Origin of the sequence: Streptomyces glaucosporus (genome assembly GCF_039533345.1) — a bacterium.
Classification (GTDB): domain Bacteria; phylum Actinomycetota; class Actinomycetes; order Streptomycetales; family Streptomycetaceae; genus Streptomyces; species Streptomyces glaucosporus.
Window position 1 is genome coordinate 57,422 of record NZ_BAAATJ010000012.1, and the last position, 14,369, is coordinate 71,790.

Genomic DNA, 14,369 nt, shown 5'->3' on the forward strand with positions numbered 1-14,369 from the left:
CTTCCTCGCGGTCACGGGCGTGCGGCCCCACCGGATCGACTTCTGTCCCAGGAGCGGGGGCGGCCGCCGGCCGGGCCGTGCGGCGCCCCCGGGCGGCGTCAGCTCTTGTTGATCCGCTCGCCGATCACCTTGTCGGCCTCCGCGCCGGCCTTGGCCGGGTCGGCTCCCCCGAGCACCTTGGTCATGTACTCCTTGACCGGGTTGGGCTCGGTCTCGACGTTGGCCCAGCCGGGGTCGACGGGGGTGATCCGGCCGACTCCGGACGCCTTGACCATGGCCTCGGCGAAGGAACCGGGTTCAGGCCGCACCTGCGCGTCCTCGGTGTTGGGCAGCAGACCGCCCGCGGTGACCTCGGCGTACTTCTTCATCCACTTCTCGGAGGTCGCCTTCTTCAGCCACTCCTGGGCGAGTTCCTTGTCCGGGGAGCGCTCGGCGACGGCGAGGTTCGAGCCGCCGAAGAAGACGCTGCCCGGCTTGTCGGAGGTCTTCCCGGGGATCGGGAAGTAGCCGAAGTCCGCCTTGCCGCCCGCCTTCTCAATGGCCTCGACCGCACCGGCCGCCTCCCAGCCCAGGCCGATCCAGGAGGCGATGCCGCCCTTGGGCACCACGTCGGTGGACTGCTGCGGTGTCGCCTCGTCCGTGTCCTTGGGCGCCTCGGAGAAGGACTGGAGCTTCTTGTAGAAGGAGATCGCCCTCCCGGCCTCCGGGGTGGCGAGGGCGCCCTTCCACCGGTCGCCCTCCTCGACCGCGAAGTCGCCGCCCTCGTCCCACAGGAATCCCGCGAAGACGTACCAGCTCTGGCCGGGGAGGTAGATCGGCTGGACGTCCTTGTCGGACTTCCGGATCTTCTCCAGGCCCTCGATCCACTCGTCCCGGTCGGACGGGGGCTCGACGCCGGCCTTCTCATAGATCTTCTTGTCGTAGACCACCACGCGGTTGGCGGCGTACCAGGGGGCGGCGTAGAGCTTCCCGTCGAGTTCGGCGGACGGGAGCATGCCCTTGTTCCAGCTGTCGTAGTTGAGCTCGTCCTTGATGCCGGTCAGGTCGGCGAGGCCGCCGGTGACCGCGTAGCCGGCGGTCTGGGTGTTGCCCAGTTCGATCACGTCCGGCGGGGCGTCCTCGGAGAGCGCGGTGGTGATCTTCTCCTGGATCCCGTTCCACTGCTGTTCCTCGATCTTGACCGTGACACCCTTGTGCTCGGCCTCGAACTCCTTGTTGAGCGCCTCGACCCATTCCTCGGGGGCCGACCCGTCCATGACCCAGACGGTCAGCGTCCCATCCCCGCCGGCCGCCCCGCCGTCTCCGGATCCGCAGGCCACGAGGCCGGCCATCATCGCCGCGACGCCGATCGCCGCCATGCCTTTGCGCTTCACGTCCCCTCCTTCGGGATAACGGGAATCCCCCGTCCACCGCACGAGGTCTCCGCTCCCGCCGGTGCTCCGCGCCGGCGACGCCGTGCCGTGCGGGCACCGGTGATCGAGGCGGTTTCGGCGAATGCTCCCCATGTGGCCGGGTCGGTCTCTAATGGTTTAGACCAGTGCCCGCAGCTTGGCCTAGACCTATTTCGCTGTCAACGGTGTATAAAGCTCGCGGCCTCATCCGTTACCGGACCGACACCTGAGGCGGGACGCCACCGGGGGCAGGGGCCGTGCCACGATGTGAGCCGCTATGTACGGAGGAAGCCGGTGACTGCACGACACGAGTCGGGAAGGCGCGCGATGAGGACCGACGGGGGCGCGGGCGCACGGCCCGCGGGGGACACCGCGTCCGGCGGCGTGGTCGGCCGCACCGCGCGCGTGCCGAAGTACTACCGCCTCAAGCGCCATCTCCTGGAGATGACCGAGACGATGCCCCCCGGCACACCGGTCCCCCCGGAACGCACGCTCGCCAGCGAGTTCGACACCTCGCGCACGACCGTGCGCCAGGCCCTCCAGGAGCTGGTCGTCGAGGGGCGCCTGGAACGCATCCAGGGCAAGGGCACCTTCGTGGCCAAGCCCAAGGTCTCCCAGGCCCTCCAGCTCACCTCGTACACCGAGGACATGCGCGCCCAGGGCCTGGAGCCCACCTCCCAGTTGCTGGACATCGGGTACGTCACGGCCGACGACCGGCTCGCCGGGCTGCTCGACATCCCCGCCGGGGACCGCGTCCTGCGCATCGAGCGGCTGCGGCTGGCCAGCGGCGAGCCGATGGCCATCGAGACCACGCACCTGTCGCAGAAGCGCTTCCCCGCGCTGCGCCGCAGCCTGGTGAAGTACACCTCCCTCTACACGGCCCTGGCCGAGGTGTACGACGTCCACCTCGCCGAGGCCGAGGAGACCATCGAGACCTCCCTGGCCACCCCGCGCGAGGCGGGCCTGCTGGGCACGGACGTCGGCCTGCCGATGCTGATGCTCTCCCGGCACTCGCGCGACACCGACGGCGAGCCGGTGGAGTGGGTGCGCTCGGTCTACCGCGGCGACCGCTACAAGTTCGTCGCCCGTCTCCAGCGTCCCGGCCGCGGGCGGTGATCCGCCCCCGCCGGAGAGGGACGGCGGGTGACCGGGCCTCCCGGCCCCCTCACCGCTCCCCGGCGGGACGGCCCCGGCGGGAGGCCCCCGGGAAGAAACACCGTGTCCACGCGCGGACGGTGGTGACGCGGACCGGGCCGCTGGCCTAGATTGCGTCGTCGCAATCCGATGGTGATCGCTTCAGGACGGAGCCGCAGCCATGTCCGCACCACCGCAGAACCCGAGAGCCCGCCAGGCCGTCACGCCCGCCCGCGTGGTGGTCGGCCTCTGCCTCTTCGCGCCCTTCGTCGCGATGCTCTGGGTCGGCTCGTACGCCAAGACCGGGCCGACGCTCGCCGGACTGCCCTTCTTCTACTGGTACCAGATGCTCTGGGTGCCGCTCTCCGCCGCCATGACCGCCGTCGCCTACGCACTGGTGCGACGCGAGCAGGCCGCGCGCCGCGCCCGGGAAGGAAGGCCGGCGGGGGGTGAGGGGCGGTGAAGGACGGCGTCAACACCGTCGCACTGGCCGTCTTCGTCCTCTTCTTCGCCGTGGTGACGGTCATGGGCTTCATGGCCGCCCGCTGGCGCCGGGCGGCCGACGCCGAGAACCTCGACGAATGGGGCCTGGGCGGACGGAGTTTCGGCACCTGGATCACCTGGTTCCTGCTCGGCGGCGACCTCTACACCGCCTACACCTTCGTCGCGGTCCCCGCGGCGATCTACGCGGCGGGAGCGGCGGGCTTCTTCGCGGTGCCGTACACCATCCTCATCTACCCGCTGATGTTCCTCTTCCTGCCCCGTCTGTGGTCGGTCTCGCACCGCCACGGGTACGTGACGCCCTCGGACTTCGTCGGCGGGCGGTTCGGTTCCAAGGGCCTGTCGCTGGCCATCGCCCTCACCGGCATCCTCGCCACGATGCCCTACATCGCGCTCCAGCTCGTGGGCATCCAGGCCGTGCTGGACGTGATGGGCGTCGGCGGCGGCGAGTCGACGCACTGGTTCGTCAAAGACCTCCCGATCCTGATCGCCTTCGGCGTGCTGGCCGCGTACACCTACTCGTCCGGCCTGCGCGCGCCCGCGCTGATCGCGTTCGTCAAGGACGCCCTGATCTACATCGTCATCGCGGTGGCGATCATCTACATACCGGTCAAGCTCGGCGGATTCGGCGACATCTTCTCCGCCGCCGAGGCGAAGTTCTCCGCGACCGAGGCGCCGAACGACGGGGTGATCCCCGGCGAGGGAGCGCACTGGACCTACGCCACGCTGGCGCTCGGCTCGGCGCTGGCGCTGTTCATGTACCCGCACTCGATCACGGCGACGCTCTCCAGCCGCAGCCGCGAGGTCATCCGCCGCAACACCACCATCCTGCCCCTGTACTCGCTGATGCTCGGCCTGCTGGGGCTGCTGGGCTTCATGGCGATCGCGGCCGGCATCGAGGTGGAGAACGGCCAGCTCGCCATCCCGCAGCTCTTCGAGAACATGTTCCCCGCCTGGTTCGCCGGGGTGGCCTTCGCGGCCATCGGCATCGGCGCGCTGGTCCCGGCGGCCATCATGTCGATCGCGGCGGCCAACCTGTTCACCAGGAACATCTACAAGGACTTCCTCAAGCCGGACGCGACGCCCGCGCAGGAGACCAAGGTCTCCAAGGTCACCTCGCTGCTGGTGAAGGTCGGCGCGCTGGTCTTCGTCCTGACCATGGACAAGTCGGTGGCGATCAACTTCCAGCTGCTGGGCGGCATCTGGATCCTCCAGACCTTCCCGGCCATCGTGGGCGGCCTGTTCACCCGGTGGTTCCACCGCTGGGCGCTGCTCGCCGGCTGGGCCGTCGGCATGGTCTACGGCACGGTGGCGGCGTACAACACCTCCAGCCCCACCCAGAAGCACTTCGGCGGCAGCTCGGCCGAGATACCGCTCATCGGCGAGACCGGCTACATCGGTCTGACCGCCTTCGTGCTCAACGTGCTGGTGACGGTCGTGATGACCGTCGTCCTGCGGGCGGTGAAGGCGCCCGAGGGGGCCGACCAGACCTCCCCGGGCGACTACACCGCGGACGCGGGTGACCCCGGCGTCCAGGAGGAGCTGCCCCCGCCCGCGGTGGACGCCCGGCACTGAGCCCCGCTCCCCCATTCCCACCCCGCACCCCGCCGACGGAAACCCGCTGGGCTCCGCCGGCGGGGTGCCGCATGATGGCCGCCATGGACATCGCGATCAGGACGGCCCGCCCGGAGGAGCTGGAGGCCGTCGGCGAGCTCACGGCCCGGGTGTACCTGGAGGACGGCCTGCTGGACTTCGGGGACGACGACCCGTACCTCGCCGTGCTGCGCGACGCGCGGGGCCGCGCCGAGCACGCCGAGGTGCTGGTGGCCGTACCGCCGCCCGGCTCCGTGTCCGGTTCCGTGTCCGGTTCCGTGTCCGGCGAGGTGCTGGGCACGGTGACCTTCGTGGGACGCGGCGGGAGGTACGCGGACGTCGCGGGGCCGGGCGAGGGCGAGTTCCGGGCACTGGCCGTGCACCCGCGGGCGCGCGGGCGCGGAGTGGGCGAGGCGCTGGTGCGCGAGTGCGTGGAGCGGGCCCGGGCACTGGGCCTGGAGCGCGTGGTGATCTCCAGCCAGGACCGGATGCGCGCCGCCCACCGCCTGTACGGGCGGCTGGGCTTCGTCCGCACCCCCCACCGCGACTGGGAGCCGGTTCCGGGGCTCCCCGCCCTGCTGACCTTCGCCCTGGCCCTGACCTGACCCGCGGCGCGCACCGCACCCCGCGGCCGGGAACGGGACGGGGCGCGTCCCCCGGGTCCCGCGCGGGACCCGGGGGACGCGCCCGGCCGGAGAGGGCTGCCGGGTCAGCAGCCGCCGCAGTTGTAGTAGGTGACGTCCCAGTGGTTGCTCTCGCGGAAGTAGACGTTCCCCGAGCCCGACCGGTACTTGTCGCCGCCGATGTAGGTGAAGCGGCTGGTGATGTAGTTGTTCAGGCAGGTGGAGAGGCTGAAGTCGAGCTTGTAGCCGTTCCAGTGGCTGTACGTGCCGCTCGCGTGGCCGGTCTCCGTGCCGCCGGTGACGTTGAGCGCGCAGCCGCTGGCGCTCTTGAGCGTCTCCGCCCCCTGCACCGTCGTCAGGTTGATCTGCTCGAACGAGGTGCAGGTGGGGTTGTTGCGGTCGGAGCAGCCTCCGCTGGAGGACCAGGTGATGCCCGCCGCCCGGAAGCGGCTGGTCGCCTGGGAGTGCGTCAGCTTGGTCACCAGGGCCGCGGCGGGGGCCTGGACCACGGCTTCGGGCCGGGTGTCCGCCGGGGCCGCCGCCGCGGCCTGGGCCGTCCCAGGCAGGGCGAGCAGTGCCAGGGACAGCGCCGGCACTCCGGCCGCGGCGCGCCACGGGGACTTCTTGGTGAGGGCCTTCATGGGAATGGCCTTTCCGTGGAGGGATCCGAGGGGAATCCGTGGGGGACTCCGTGAAAGGGGCTCCGAAGAGGGCGGGTGGCCCCGCGGGGCTCAGATGCCGCAGGTCGGCGCCGACCAGTAGCGGGTGGTCCGGTGGTCGACGTGGGTGTGGTCGTCGTGGCCGGGGTAGCCCGGGCCGAGGATGCCGTTGAAGCCGTGGTTGCGGGCCTGCTGCGCCAGCCTGCACAGGCTGTGGGGGCCGGCTCCCAGGTCGACGCCGTCGCCGTAGAGGTGGCGGCTGTTGGAGGCCCCGCCCACCGCGTCGTTGCAGGCGTGGGACCGGAAGCCGCTGGTGACGCGGATCGGCTCGTCGCCCAGGGCGTGCCGCATGGCCTCCAGCTTCCACATGGAGACCAGTGCGTTGCGCTTGGCCGTCGCCGCGCTCACCGCGCCGCCGCTCCAGGTGGAGTTGCACTGGTTGAGCTCGCCGTAGGAGAAGTGGGCGGGGGTGCAGTCGGCGTCCTGGAGGGCGTAGATCCTGCTGAAGGTCTGCGGGCCCGCGACGCCGTCGGCCGTCAGGCCGTACGCCGCCTGGAAGCGCTTGACGGCGGCGGCGGTGGCGGGGCCGTAGGAGCCGTCGATGGCGAGCACGCCGCCGTAGCCGGGGTAGCCGGAGACGCGGATCTGGAGTTCGGCGACGTCCTGGCCGGACATGCCCTGGGAGAGGGTCCGGTTCCAGGTGTAGCACTCGTCCGCGTGGGCGGTGCCGGCCGTGGAGACCGTACCGACCAAGGCGGCTGCCGCGATCATGACAATACTGAGGGCAAGGCGGATGGCGCCCCTGAGCATGCTGCCTCCGTAGGGGGAAGTGGGGGACGCGTGAGAGATTGGCGGAGGCGCTCTACCCGCGTCAACACCCCCCGGAAACGCCAATGGGCGGGCCATTGGAAGGCCCGCCCACCGGCGCGTGCGACGGCTACCCGAATGTCCGGAGTGCTCCGCTCCACCCTGCCCGGCCGTTCGGCGGCCGTTCGGTGGCCGTTCGTTCTGTGCTCAGTCGTTCGGCACCGTCTCGTAGCGCGGCGTGCCCTCGGCCATCTGCCTCAGGACGTCCTTGCGCTCGCGCTTGGAGAGCCGGTCGATGTACAGACGGCCGTAGAGGTGGTCCGTCTCGTGCTGGAGGCAGCGGGCGAAGTAGCCGGTGCCCCGCACCTTGATCGGCTTCCCCTGGGCGTCCTGCCCGTGCACGACGGCGTAGTCGGGACGCGCCAGCGGGGCGTACGCCCCCGGCACCGACAGGCAGCCCTCGTTGGAGTCGTCCAGGACCCGGCGCTCGGCCGGCAGGTCCTCCAGCACCGGGTTGCAGACGACACCGACGTGCCGCACTCCCTCGTCGTCCTGGCAGTCGTAGACGAAGACCTTCAGGTCGACGCCGATCTGGTTGGCCGCCAGGCCGACGCCCTCGGCCGCGCGCTGGCTGGCGAACATGTCGTCGATCAGCTTCGCCAGCTCGTCGTCGAACTCGGTGACGTCCTTGCACTCCCGGTGCAGCACCGGGTTGCCGACGACGGTGATCGGACGGGCGGTGCCGCGCTCGCGGTGGGTCCGCTCGCGCTCTTCGCAGTTCTCCGTGTCGACGACGAACCCCTCGTCGTCCACCCGCTGGCCGGTCTCGTGCTCCGCCATCTTCGCCGTAAGCCTTCCTGGGTTCTCCACCACGACCCGTACAGAGTACGGGCACACGGGCAACCCCCCGCCCGCGCCCCGTCGGCTCAGCAGACCTCTTCCAGGTCGCGCCACTCCCGGGTGTCCGGGCTGTCGGCGACCCAGCCGTCCAGCAGCCCGCGCACCAGCGCCGCCGGGGCCGCCAGTCCGCACTCGCGCTCGGGCACCCACAGCTCGCCGGAGGTCATGTGCCCCAGCGGTCCCGGATGCCCCGGAACGCTGTGGTCGTGCGGATCGTGCCGGGGCGCGCCCTCGACCTCGTCGCTGGGCATCCGGCTCTCCGAGCAGGAACGGCACAGCAGCCGCACCGAGGACGACCAGTCCTCGGCCGCGTAGCCCGCGTCCGCCGCCAGCCGCTCCAGCGCGTCCCGGTCGGCCTCGGTGGCCGCCTCCAGGAGCACCACCCAGGTCGGCACCGGGGAGGGCGCCCACAGCTCTATCTCGTCGAAGACCGGATAGGTGTGTCCCGAGGCCGTGGTCCGCTCGCCGTTCGGCACGCCGTCGTGGAGCACCACCTCGCCCCAGCGGCGCCCGGAGGAGGGCAGGGGGATGTTCTGCACCTCGATGCGGGCCGGGTCCAGACGCCGTCCCCACACCACCTCCGCCTCGCCCTCGGGCGACAGGCGCACGGCGGCGCTGCCCAGGTCCATGCCGGTCGGCGGACCCGTCCGGCCGTCCTCGCCGGGGACGGAGCCGGACGGGGAGGCGTCCGGCACCCGCAGCCCGTACGCCTGCCAGGCGCGCCGGGCCAGCGGCCAGTCCTGCAGGGCGGTGGCGGCGATCCCCACGTTCCACCAGTCCGGGGCCCCGGCGGCCTTGTCCAGGAGGGCGACCGCGCGCAGTCCGGCCGTGCGCGCCTGCTCCCAGTCGTGCCGGAACTTGTGCAGCAGGGCGAGGTTGAACCAGGACTCCGACAGCCACGGCTCCAGATCGGCGGCGCGGGTCAGCAGTTCGCCGGCGTCCTCGTAGCGCCCGTCGCCGATGAGCGTGAACGCACGGTCGGTGGCCAGCCGCCAGTCGGCGGAGGGCCGGTGCCGTGCCTTGCCGAAGATCCTCACGATGTTCCCGCCTGACTCCCGCCTGCTGCTCCCGGCCGCACCGGGCGGCCGTTCCGTCGCGGTCCCCGCCGCGGTGTGCCCACCGCGATCTTCTTCCTGCCGCGGTTCCCGGTTCGCATCCAACCATGCCCACCCCGGTGCGCGCTCATTACCCGTCGGTCGTGGGGTTCCGGACGGCCCCGGGACGGGCCGGCGTCACCGGGCGGCGCGGGCGGACGGCGGACGCACACCCTGGGAACGGCCTCGTCCGGGTGGCGGGCGGCGGACGCCGGGGCGGGAGCACCACGGCCGCGGGGGCCGTCCGGTCGCCGTCACCGGGGGGCCGCCGGGGCCACACGGACACGGCGGCGCCGGTGCACTCCCGCGTCCGTCACGGAGGCGGCCCGGGCGCGAGAGGGCTCCCCGCGTCGTGGCCGGCGGCGGAAGCCGGGCGGACCGACGCGTTCGGGTGGTGCGGGAGACGATCGGGACGCTCCCCCGTCAGGGGAGGTTCTCTCCGGCGGTGTCGCCCCGGACCTGGGCGGGAGGGGCTGCCGGGTCCGCCGCGGGATCCACCACGGGCTGCTCCGGCACGGCCTGGCCGGCGCGGATCAGCTCGATGCGCCCCATCACCTTGGAGCGGAGGTCGGTCGGTACGTCGTCATGGCCGCAGCACCGCTTGACCAGCTTCTTCACGGCCTGTTCGAGGCCGTACTTCTCCAGACACGGACCGCATTCCTCGAAATGCTGCTCGAATTTCAAGCGGTCCCCGTCCGGCATCTCCCGGTCCAGGTACTCGTAGAGGTGCTCCAGGACCTCGGAGCAGTCCGTCTCGTGCGGCTGTCCGCAACTCATGAGCCCGAGCCTTTCCGGTCGTGCGACTCGTCGGGCGCGGCGGAGCCGTTCGCGCCCGCCGGTACCAGTCCGCGCTCGCGGGCATAGCCCTCCAGCAGGTCGCGGAGCTGGCGGCGACCGCGGTGCAGGCGGGACATCACCGTTCCGATGGGTGTCCCCATGATGTCCGCGATCTCCTTGTAGGCGAACCCCTCGACGTCCGCGAGGTAGACCGCGATCCGGAACTCCTCCGGGATGGCCTGGAGGGCCTCCTTCACGTCGGAGTCCGGCAGGTGGTCCAGCGCCTGCGCCTCGGCCGACCGCAGCCCGGTCGACATGTGGGACTCGGCGCGGGCGAGCTGCCAGTCCTCGATCTCCTCGGCCGCGCTGCGCTGGGGTTCGCGCTGCTTCTTGCGGTACGAGTTGATGAAGGTGTTGGTCAGGATGCGGTACAGCCACGCCTTGAGGTTGGTGCCCTCGCGGAACTGGTGGAAGGACGCGTACGCCTTGGCGTAGGTCTCCTGCACCAGGTCCTCCGCGTCGGCGGGATTGCGCGTCATGCGCAGTGCCGCGGAGTACATCTGGTCCAGGAAGGCCAGGGCGTCCCGCTCGAAGCGCGCGTTCCGTTCGGCCTCGGTCTCCACGGGCTCCTGGTGCGCGGCGTCATCGGTCCCGGCGACCGGACCCACCTCCTCCGATGCGGCTGCTGCGGACCCAACGGCGGACCCACTCGAACCGGAGGATAGACGACGATCCGTTCCCCGCGCCGCTCCGAAGGGGTCTTCCCCGACGAGTCCCGCGAGCTTCAGCGTCGCCCAGTCCGTCTCCGCCGCGGTGGTCGGTGTACCCACAGGGCGGGACGGGCATGCGATCGAACCCATGGCGGGTGGACTCCCTCTCCTCGCGCGTGCGTGGCCTGTACGTGTCCTGCACAGGCCACAACACGCCCGCCCGCGGAGTCATTCCCGCTCCAGCCACTCCCGTACGGAAGCGGTGATCACTGCGAGCGCGGCCTCCTGGGCGTCCGGTCCCGCTCCCCTCCTCGGCACGGCGAAGCCGTGGTCGCCGCCGGGCACCTCCACGACCTCCGCGTCCTTCGGGAACTCGGCGGGCCGTCCGAAGGGGTCCCGCCCGCCCTGGACGACCAGGGTCCGTACCCCGGTCCCGAGCAGTTCACCGGCCCGGGACCGCTCCGGCCGTCCCGGGGGGTGGAGGGGGAAGGCCAGGGCGAGGACGGCGTGCGCCCCGAGTTCGCCCGCCGTCCGGCAGGCCACCCGCGCCCCGGCGCTGCGCCCGCCGGAGACGACCGGCAGCCCTTCCCCGGCGAGGACGGGCCACACCGCCCGCCATCCCGCGTCGAGGGTTCCGGGGGCGGGCGCCACCCTCTTCCCCGCCACCCGCCACGGCTGCTCCACCAGGGCGACGGAGACCCCGTGCCCCGGCAGCGTCCCGGCCAGGGCCCGCAGGTCCCTCGCCTCGACGCCGCCCCCGGCGCCGTGCCCGAGCGCCAGGACCAGACGCGGCCGTGCCGCGCGGTGCCAGGTGACGCGGGCCGGGCCGGCCGGGGTGTCCACCTCCTCGGCCTCCGGCGCGGCCGGCTCGGCGGGTCCGGCCGGCGCCGCGCCGCCGTCGTCCCTCATGTGTCCCTCACGCGTTCCCCGCCGCCGTCAGAACAGCGTCCCGGCCTCGGGGCCGTCGAGCTCCTCCAGGAGTTCGGGGCCGTTGTTGCGCACATTGCTGACCCCGCTGCCCACCGGATAGGCCCGCAGCGCCCCGGCGGGCGGCGGGGCCAGCAGTTCGCGCACCCGGTCCGCGTCGGTACGGGCCGGGTCGAGCCAGGCGTCCCAGCGGTCGGGAGGGAGCACGAGCGGCATCCGCGGGTGGATGTCGGCGAGCGACCTCGGGCCTCCCTCACCGCCCCCCTCGCCGTCGGCGTCCGCGAACGGCTCGGTCTCCGCCTCGGTGGTGATCACCGAGCAGGTCACCCACCACGCCTGGGGGTGGTCGTCGGGCAGCGTCCTGTCCCGCCAGAACTCGTAGAGTCCCGCCAGCGCCATCACCGAGCCGTCGGCCGGCGTCACGAAGTACGGCTGCTTGCGGGGACGCTTCCGCTTCCCCTTCTCCTCCTCCTGCCGCTCGTCCCTGCCGGTGACCCACTCGTAGTAGCCGTCGGCGGGCAGCAGGCACCGCCGTGCGGCGAACGCGCGGCGGTAGGAGGGCTTCTCGTGGACCGTCTCGGCCCGCGCGTTGAACATCTTGGAGGCCGTGTCCGGGGACTTCGCCCAGGACGGCACCAGCCCCCAGCGCATCACCCTGAGCTGCCGTACGGGCCGCGGGTCGTCGCTGTCCTTCAGCGGCCGGTCGAGGACCGCGTACACCTGCTTGGTCGGGGCCACGTTCCAGTCGGGGGCCAGGGTCTCGGCCGGATCCCACCGCTCCACGCCGAACAGCCCTGCCAGTTCCTCTGCTCCGCGGCTCGCCGCAAACCGTCCGCACATGCCTGCCACCCTGCCACGTCCGGCCCGCGGACGGCACCGCGGGCGGTCTTTCCGGTGTCCGGGACGGCGTCCGGGCAGGGGCCGTACGCCCCGGGGCGGCGGGACGTCCGTGACACACTGCGGAGCACCGCCGCGGCCGGCGCGAGGACGGGTGAGCGGCGGCGGAGAAGACGCGGAGAAGACGGGAGAGGGGGCCGTTCGGGCATGGACACGGACAGCATCGCCGAAGTGTGGGACCGCGTCACCGGGACGCAGCCCGGTCCGCCGGCGGCCGTCGTCGTCGCCACCGGGCTCGTGGCCCTGGCCGTGGTCGCGGCGCGGGGGCCGTGGCGGGTGGCGCGGAACGCGGTGACCATCGCCCACGAGGCGGGACACGGCCTCGCCGCGCTGCTGACCGGCAGACGCCTGGAGGGCATACGCCTGCACTCGGACACCTCCGGTCTGACGGTCTCCCGGGGCAGGCCGACCGGGTTCGGGATGATCCTGACGGCCGCCGCCGGCTACACCGCTCCGCCGCTGCTCGGGCTGGCCGGGGCGTGGCTGCTGGCCGACGGGCGCGTCACCGCGCTGCTGTGGGGGGCCACGGCGCTGCTGCTGGCGGTGCTGGTGATGGTGCGCAACGTCTACGGGGTCCTGTCCGTCGTCGTCACCGGCGGCCTGTTCTTCCTGGTGTCCTGGTTCGCCGGGCCCGAGGTGCGGGCGGCCTTCGCGTACGGGGCGGTGTGGTTCCTGCTGCTGGGCGGGGTGCGGCCCGTCTTCGAGCTCCAGGGCAAGCGGCGCCGGGGCGAGGCGCCGGACTCCGACGCCGACCAGCTCGCCCGGCTGACCAACGCGCCCGCGGCGCTGTGGCTGCTCCTCTTCCACGCCGTCGCGCTGTGCTCGCTGACCGGCGGCGGACGGTGGCTGCTCGGGCTCTGACGTCCGCGGCCGCCACGGCACCCGCCCGGCGGTCCTCCGCCCCGCCGGGTCCCGCCCCGCCGGGTCGCGTCCCGCCACTCGGCTCTCCCGGTGTCCGTCCATGATTCCCGTTCCGTCCGAGCCACTAAAGTTGGGGCCATGACCGACAACACCGCCCTCTGGCCCGCGCCGTTCGCCTCCGGCGCCGTCGACGCGACCGTCACCGTGCCCGGATCGAAGTCGGTCACCAACCGCGGTCTGGTGCTCGCCGCCCTGGCCTCCGAGCCGGGCTGGCTGCGCCGCCCGCTGCGCTCGCGCGACACCCTGCTGATGGCCGAGGGACTGCGCGCCATGGGCGTGGGCATCGAGGAGACGGTCTCCTCCAGCACCGCCTCCGTGCCCGGCGCTCCCGCCGACGCCGGTGAGGCGTGGCGCGTCATCCCCTCGGGGCTGCGCGGCCCCGCCGCCGTGGACGTCGGGAACGCGGGCACCGTGATGCGCTTCCTGCCGCCCGTCGCCGCCCTCACCGACGGTCCGGTGCGCTTCGACGGCGACAAGCGCTCCCACGAGCGCCCGCTGCGCGGCGTGATCGACGCGCTCCGCGCGCTCGGCGCCCGCATCGACGACGGGGGGCGCGGCGCGCTGCCGATGACCGTCCACGGCAACGGCTCCCTGACCGGGGGCCGGGTGGAGATCGACGCCTCGTCCTCCTCCCAGTTCGTCAGCGCGCTGCTGCTCTCCGGCGCCCGCTTCAACCAGGGCGTCGAGGTCCGCCATGTCGGCGGCCCCCTGCCGTCCATGCCGCACATCCGGATGACGGTCGACATGCTGCGTGCCGCGGGCGCCCAGGTGGACACCCCCGAGTCCGGGGGCGAGCCCAATGTCTGGCGCGTCACCGCCGGCGCGCTGCTCGGCCGGGACCTGGTCGTCGAACCCGACCTGTCCAACGCCCAGCCCTTCCTCGCCGCGGCCCTGGTCACGGGCGGCCGGGTGACCATCCCCGACTGGCCCGAGCACACCACCCAGCCCGGTGACGCCCTGCGGGAGATCTTCACCGAGATGGGCGGCCGGTGCGAGCTGGACGAGCGCGGTCTGACCCTCACCGGAAGCGGCCGGATCCACGGCATCGACGTGGACCTGAGCGACGTGGGGGAACTGACCCCCGGCATCGCGGCCGTCGCGGCGCTGGCCGACTCCGAGTCGAGGCTGCGGGGCGTGGCCCACCTGCGGCTGCACGAGACCGACCGGCTGGCCGCGCTGACCAAGGAGATCAACGGGCTCGGCGGCGACGTCACCGAGACCGAGGACGGCCTGGTCATCCGCCCCCGTCCGCTGCGCGGCGGCGTCTTCCACACCTACGACGACCACCGGCTGGCCACCGCGGGCGCGGTGCTCGGCCTCGTGGTCAGGGGGGTGGAGGTGGAGAACGTCGCGACCACCGCCAAGACCCTCCCCGACTTCCCCGGCCTGTGGAGCGCCATGCTCGGGGGATCCGGGGAGAGGGCGTAAGAGGCCG

Annotated in this window: 15 protein-coding genes; 6 read left to right on the forward strand and 9 right to left on the reverse strand. The window is 72.8% G+C overall.

Annotation, left to right across the window (positions count from 1 at the left end):
• Positions 1–98: 98 nt before the first annotated feature.
• The gene (locus tag ABD358_RS14735) at positions 99–1,373 is read right to left on the reverse strand and encodes an extracellular solute-binding protein (RefSeq protein WP_344631443.1); all 1,275 of its coding nucleotides are present in this window, start codon (positions 1,371–1,373) and stop codon (positions 99–101) included.
• A 345-nt stretch (positions 1,374–1,718) separates the two neighbouring features.
• Between ABD358_RS14735 and ABD358_RS14740 the strand changes: the two genes are divergently transcribed.
• From ABD358_RS14740 to ABD358_RS14755, 4 genes are all read left to right on the forward strand, one after another.
• Entirely contained in the window at positions 1,719–2,507 is a 789-nt protein-coding gene (locus ABD358_RS14740) for a GntR family transcriptional regulator (RefSeq protein ID WP_344631444.1), read from the forward strand.
• A 199-nt stretch (positions 2,508–2,706) separates the two neighbouring features.
• Positions 2,707–2,988: a DUF3311 domain-containing protein gene (locus ABD358_RS14745; RefSeq protein ID WP_344631445.1), complete on the forward strand. Its 282-nt coding sequence runs from the start codon at positions 2,707–2,709 to the stop codon at positions 2,986–2,988.
• Complete coding sequence (gene mctP, locus ABD358_RS14750) at positions 2,985–4,601, forward strand: monocarboxylate uptake permease MctP (RefSeq protein WP_344631446.1); 1,617 nt, start codon at positions 2,985–2,987, stop codon at positions 4,599–4,601. The genes ABD358_RS14745 and mctP overlap by 4 nt, the downstream gene beginning before the upstream one ends.
• Before the next feature lie 83 nt (positions 4,602–4,684).
• A complete protein-coding gene (locus ABD358_RS14755) occupies positions 4,685–5,224 on the forward strand; it encodes a GNAT family N-acetyltransferase (protein ID WP_344631447.1) in 540 nt (179 codons plus the stop codon).
• Positions 5,225–5,328: 104 nt separating this feature from the next.
• On the opposite strand, the gene ABD358_RS14760 is transcribed toward ABD358_RS14755, so the two are convergent.
• From ABD358_RS14760 to ABD358_RS14795, 8 genes are all read right to left on the reverse strand, one after another.
• Positions 5,329–5,883, reverse strand: coding sequence for a hypothetical protein (locus ABD358_RS14760; protein ID WP_344631448.1), 555 nt, complete (start codon positions 5,881–5,883; stop codon positions 5,329–5,331).
• A gap of 90 nt (positions 5,884–5,973) precedes the next feature.
• Positions 5,974–6,711: a D-Ala-D-Ala carboxypeptidase family metallohydrolase gene (locus ABD358_RS14765; RefSeq protein WP_344631449.1), complete on the reverse strand. Its 738-nt coding sequence runs from the start codon at positions 6,709–6,711 to the stop codon at positions 5,974–5,976.
• A gap of 204 nt (positions 6,712–6,915) precedes the next feature.
• Positions 6,916–7,548, reverse strand: coding sequence for a peptide deformylase (gene def / locus ABD358_RS14770; protein ID WP_344631450.1), 633 nt, complete (start codon positions 7,546–7,548; stop codon positions 6,916–6,918).
• Between the two features lie 86 nt (positions 7,549–7,634).
• Positions 7,635–8,645, reverse strand: a complete 1,011-nt coding sequence (locus ABD358_RS14775; protein ID WP_344631451.1) for a tetratricopeptide repeat protein — start codon at positions 8,643–8,645, stop codon at positions 7,635–7,637.
• 480 nt (positions 8,646–9,125) lie between these two features.
• On the reverse strand, positions 9,126–9,479 hold the full coding sequence (gene rsrA / locus ABD358_RS14780; RefSeq protein WP_344631452.1) for a mycothiol system anti-sigma-R factor: 354 nt from the start codon (positions 9,477–9,479) through the stop codon (positions 9,126–9,128).
• Positions 9,476–10,147, reverse strand: a complete 672-nt coding sequence (locus ABD358_RS14785; protein WP_425576328.1) for a sigma-70 family RNA polymerase sigma factor — start codon at positions 10,145–10,147, stop codon at positions 9,476–9,478. Before ABD358_RS14785 ends, rsrA begins: the two co-directional genes overlap by 4 nt.
• A gap of 270 nt (positions 10,148–10,417) precedes the next feature.
• Positions 10,418–11,098, reverse strand: a complete 681-nt coding sequence (locus ABD358_RS14790; protein WP_344631454.1) for an alpha/beta hydrolase family protein — start codon at positions 11,096–11,098, stop codon at positions 10,418–10,420.
• Between the two features lie 27 nt (positions 11,099–11,125).
• On the reverse strand, positions 11,126–11,956 hold the full coding sequence (locus tag ABD358_RS14795) for an SOS response-associated peptidase (protein ID WP_344631455.1): 831 nt from the start codon (positions 11,954–11,956) through the stop codon (positions 11,126–11,128).
• A 204-nt stretch (positions 11,957–12,160) separates the two neighbouring features.
• On the opposite strand from ABD358_RS14795, the gene ABD358_RS14800 reads away from it, so the two are divergent.
• Positions 12,161–12,874: a M50 family metallopeptidase gene (locus ABD358_RS14800; protein ID WP_344631456.1), complete on the forward strand. Its 714-nt coding sequence runs from the start codon at positions 12,161–12,163 to the stop codon at positions 12,872–12,874.
• Between the two features lie 138 nt (positions 12,875–13,012).
• Positions 13,013–14,362, forward strand: coding sequence for a 3-phosphoshikimate 1-carboxyvinyltransferase (gene aroA / locus ABD358_RS14805; RefSeq protein WP_344631457.1), 1,350 nt, complete (start codon positions 13,013–13,015; stop codon positions 14,360–14,362).
• Positions 14,363–14,369 lie beyond the last annotated feature (7 nt).

Excerpts from the sequence above, each read along its gene's own strand:
- ABD358_RS14740 (WP_344631444.1), top strand. The coding sequence starts at position 1,719 with ATGAGGACCGACGGGGGCGCGGGCGCACGGCCCGCGGGGGACACCGCG.
- ABD358_RS14745 (WP_344631445.1), top strand. The coding sequence starts at position 2,707 with ATGTCCGCACCACCGCAGAACCCGAGAGCCCGCCAGGCCGTCACGCCC.
- ABD358_RS14755 (WP_344631447.1), top strand. The coding sequence starts at position 4,685 with ATGGACATCGCGATCAGGACGGCCCGCCCGGAGGAGCTGGAGGCCGTC.
- ABD358_RS14760 (WP_344631448.1), bottom strand. The coding sequence starts at position 5,883 with ATGAAGGCCCTCACCAAGAAGTCCCCGTGGCGCGCCGCGGCCGGAGTG.
- ABD358_RS14765 (WP_344631449.1), bottom strand. The coding sequence starts at position 6,711 with ATGCTCAGGGGCGCCATCCGCCTTGCCCTCAGTATTGTCATGATCGCG.
- def (WP_344631450.1), bottom strand. The coding sequence starts at position 7,548 with ATGGCGGAGCACGAGACCGGCCAGCGGGTGGACGACGAGGGGTTCGTC.
- rsrA (WP_344631452.1), bottom strand. The coding sequence starts at position 9,479 with ATGAGTTGCGGACAGCCGCACGAGACGGACTGCTCCGAGGTCCTGGAG.
- ABD358_RS14790 (WP_344631454.1), bottom strand. The coding sequence starts at position 11,098 with ATGAGGGACGACGGCGGCGCGGCGCCGGCCGGACCCGCCGAGCCGGCC.
- ABD358_RS14795 (WP_344631455.1), bottom strand. The coding sequence starts at position 11,956 with ATGTGCGGACGGTTTGCGGCGAGCCGCGGAGCAGAGGAACTGGCAGGG.
- ABD358_RS14800 (WP_344631456.1), top strand. The coding sequence starts at position 12,161 with ATGGACACGGACAGCATCGCCGAAGTGTGGGACCGCGTCACCGGGACG.
- aroA (WP_344631457.1), top strand. The coding sequence starts at position 13,013 with ATGACCGACAACACCGCCCTCTGGCCCGCGCCGTTCGCCTCCGGCGCC.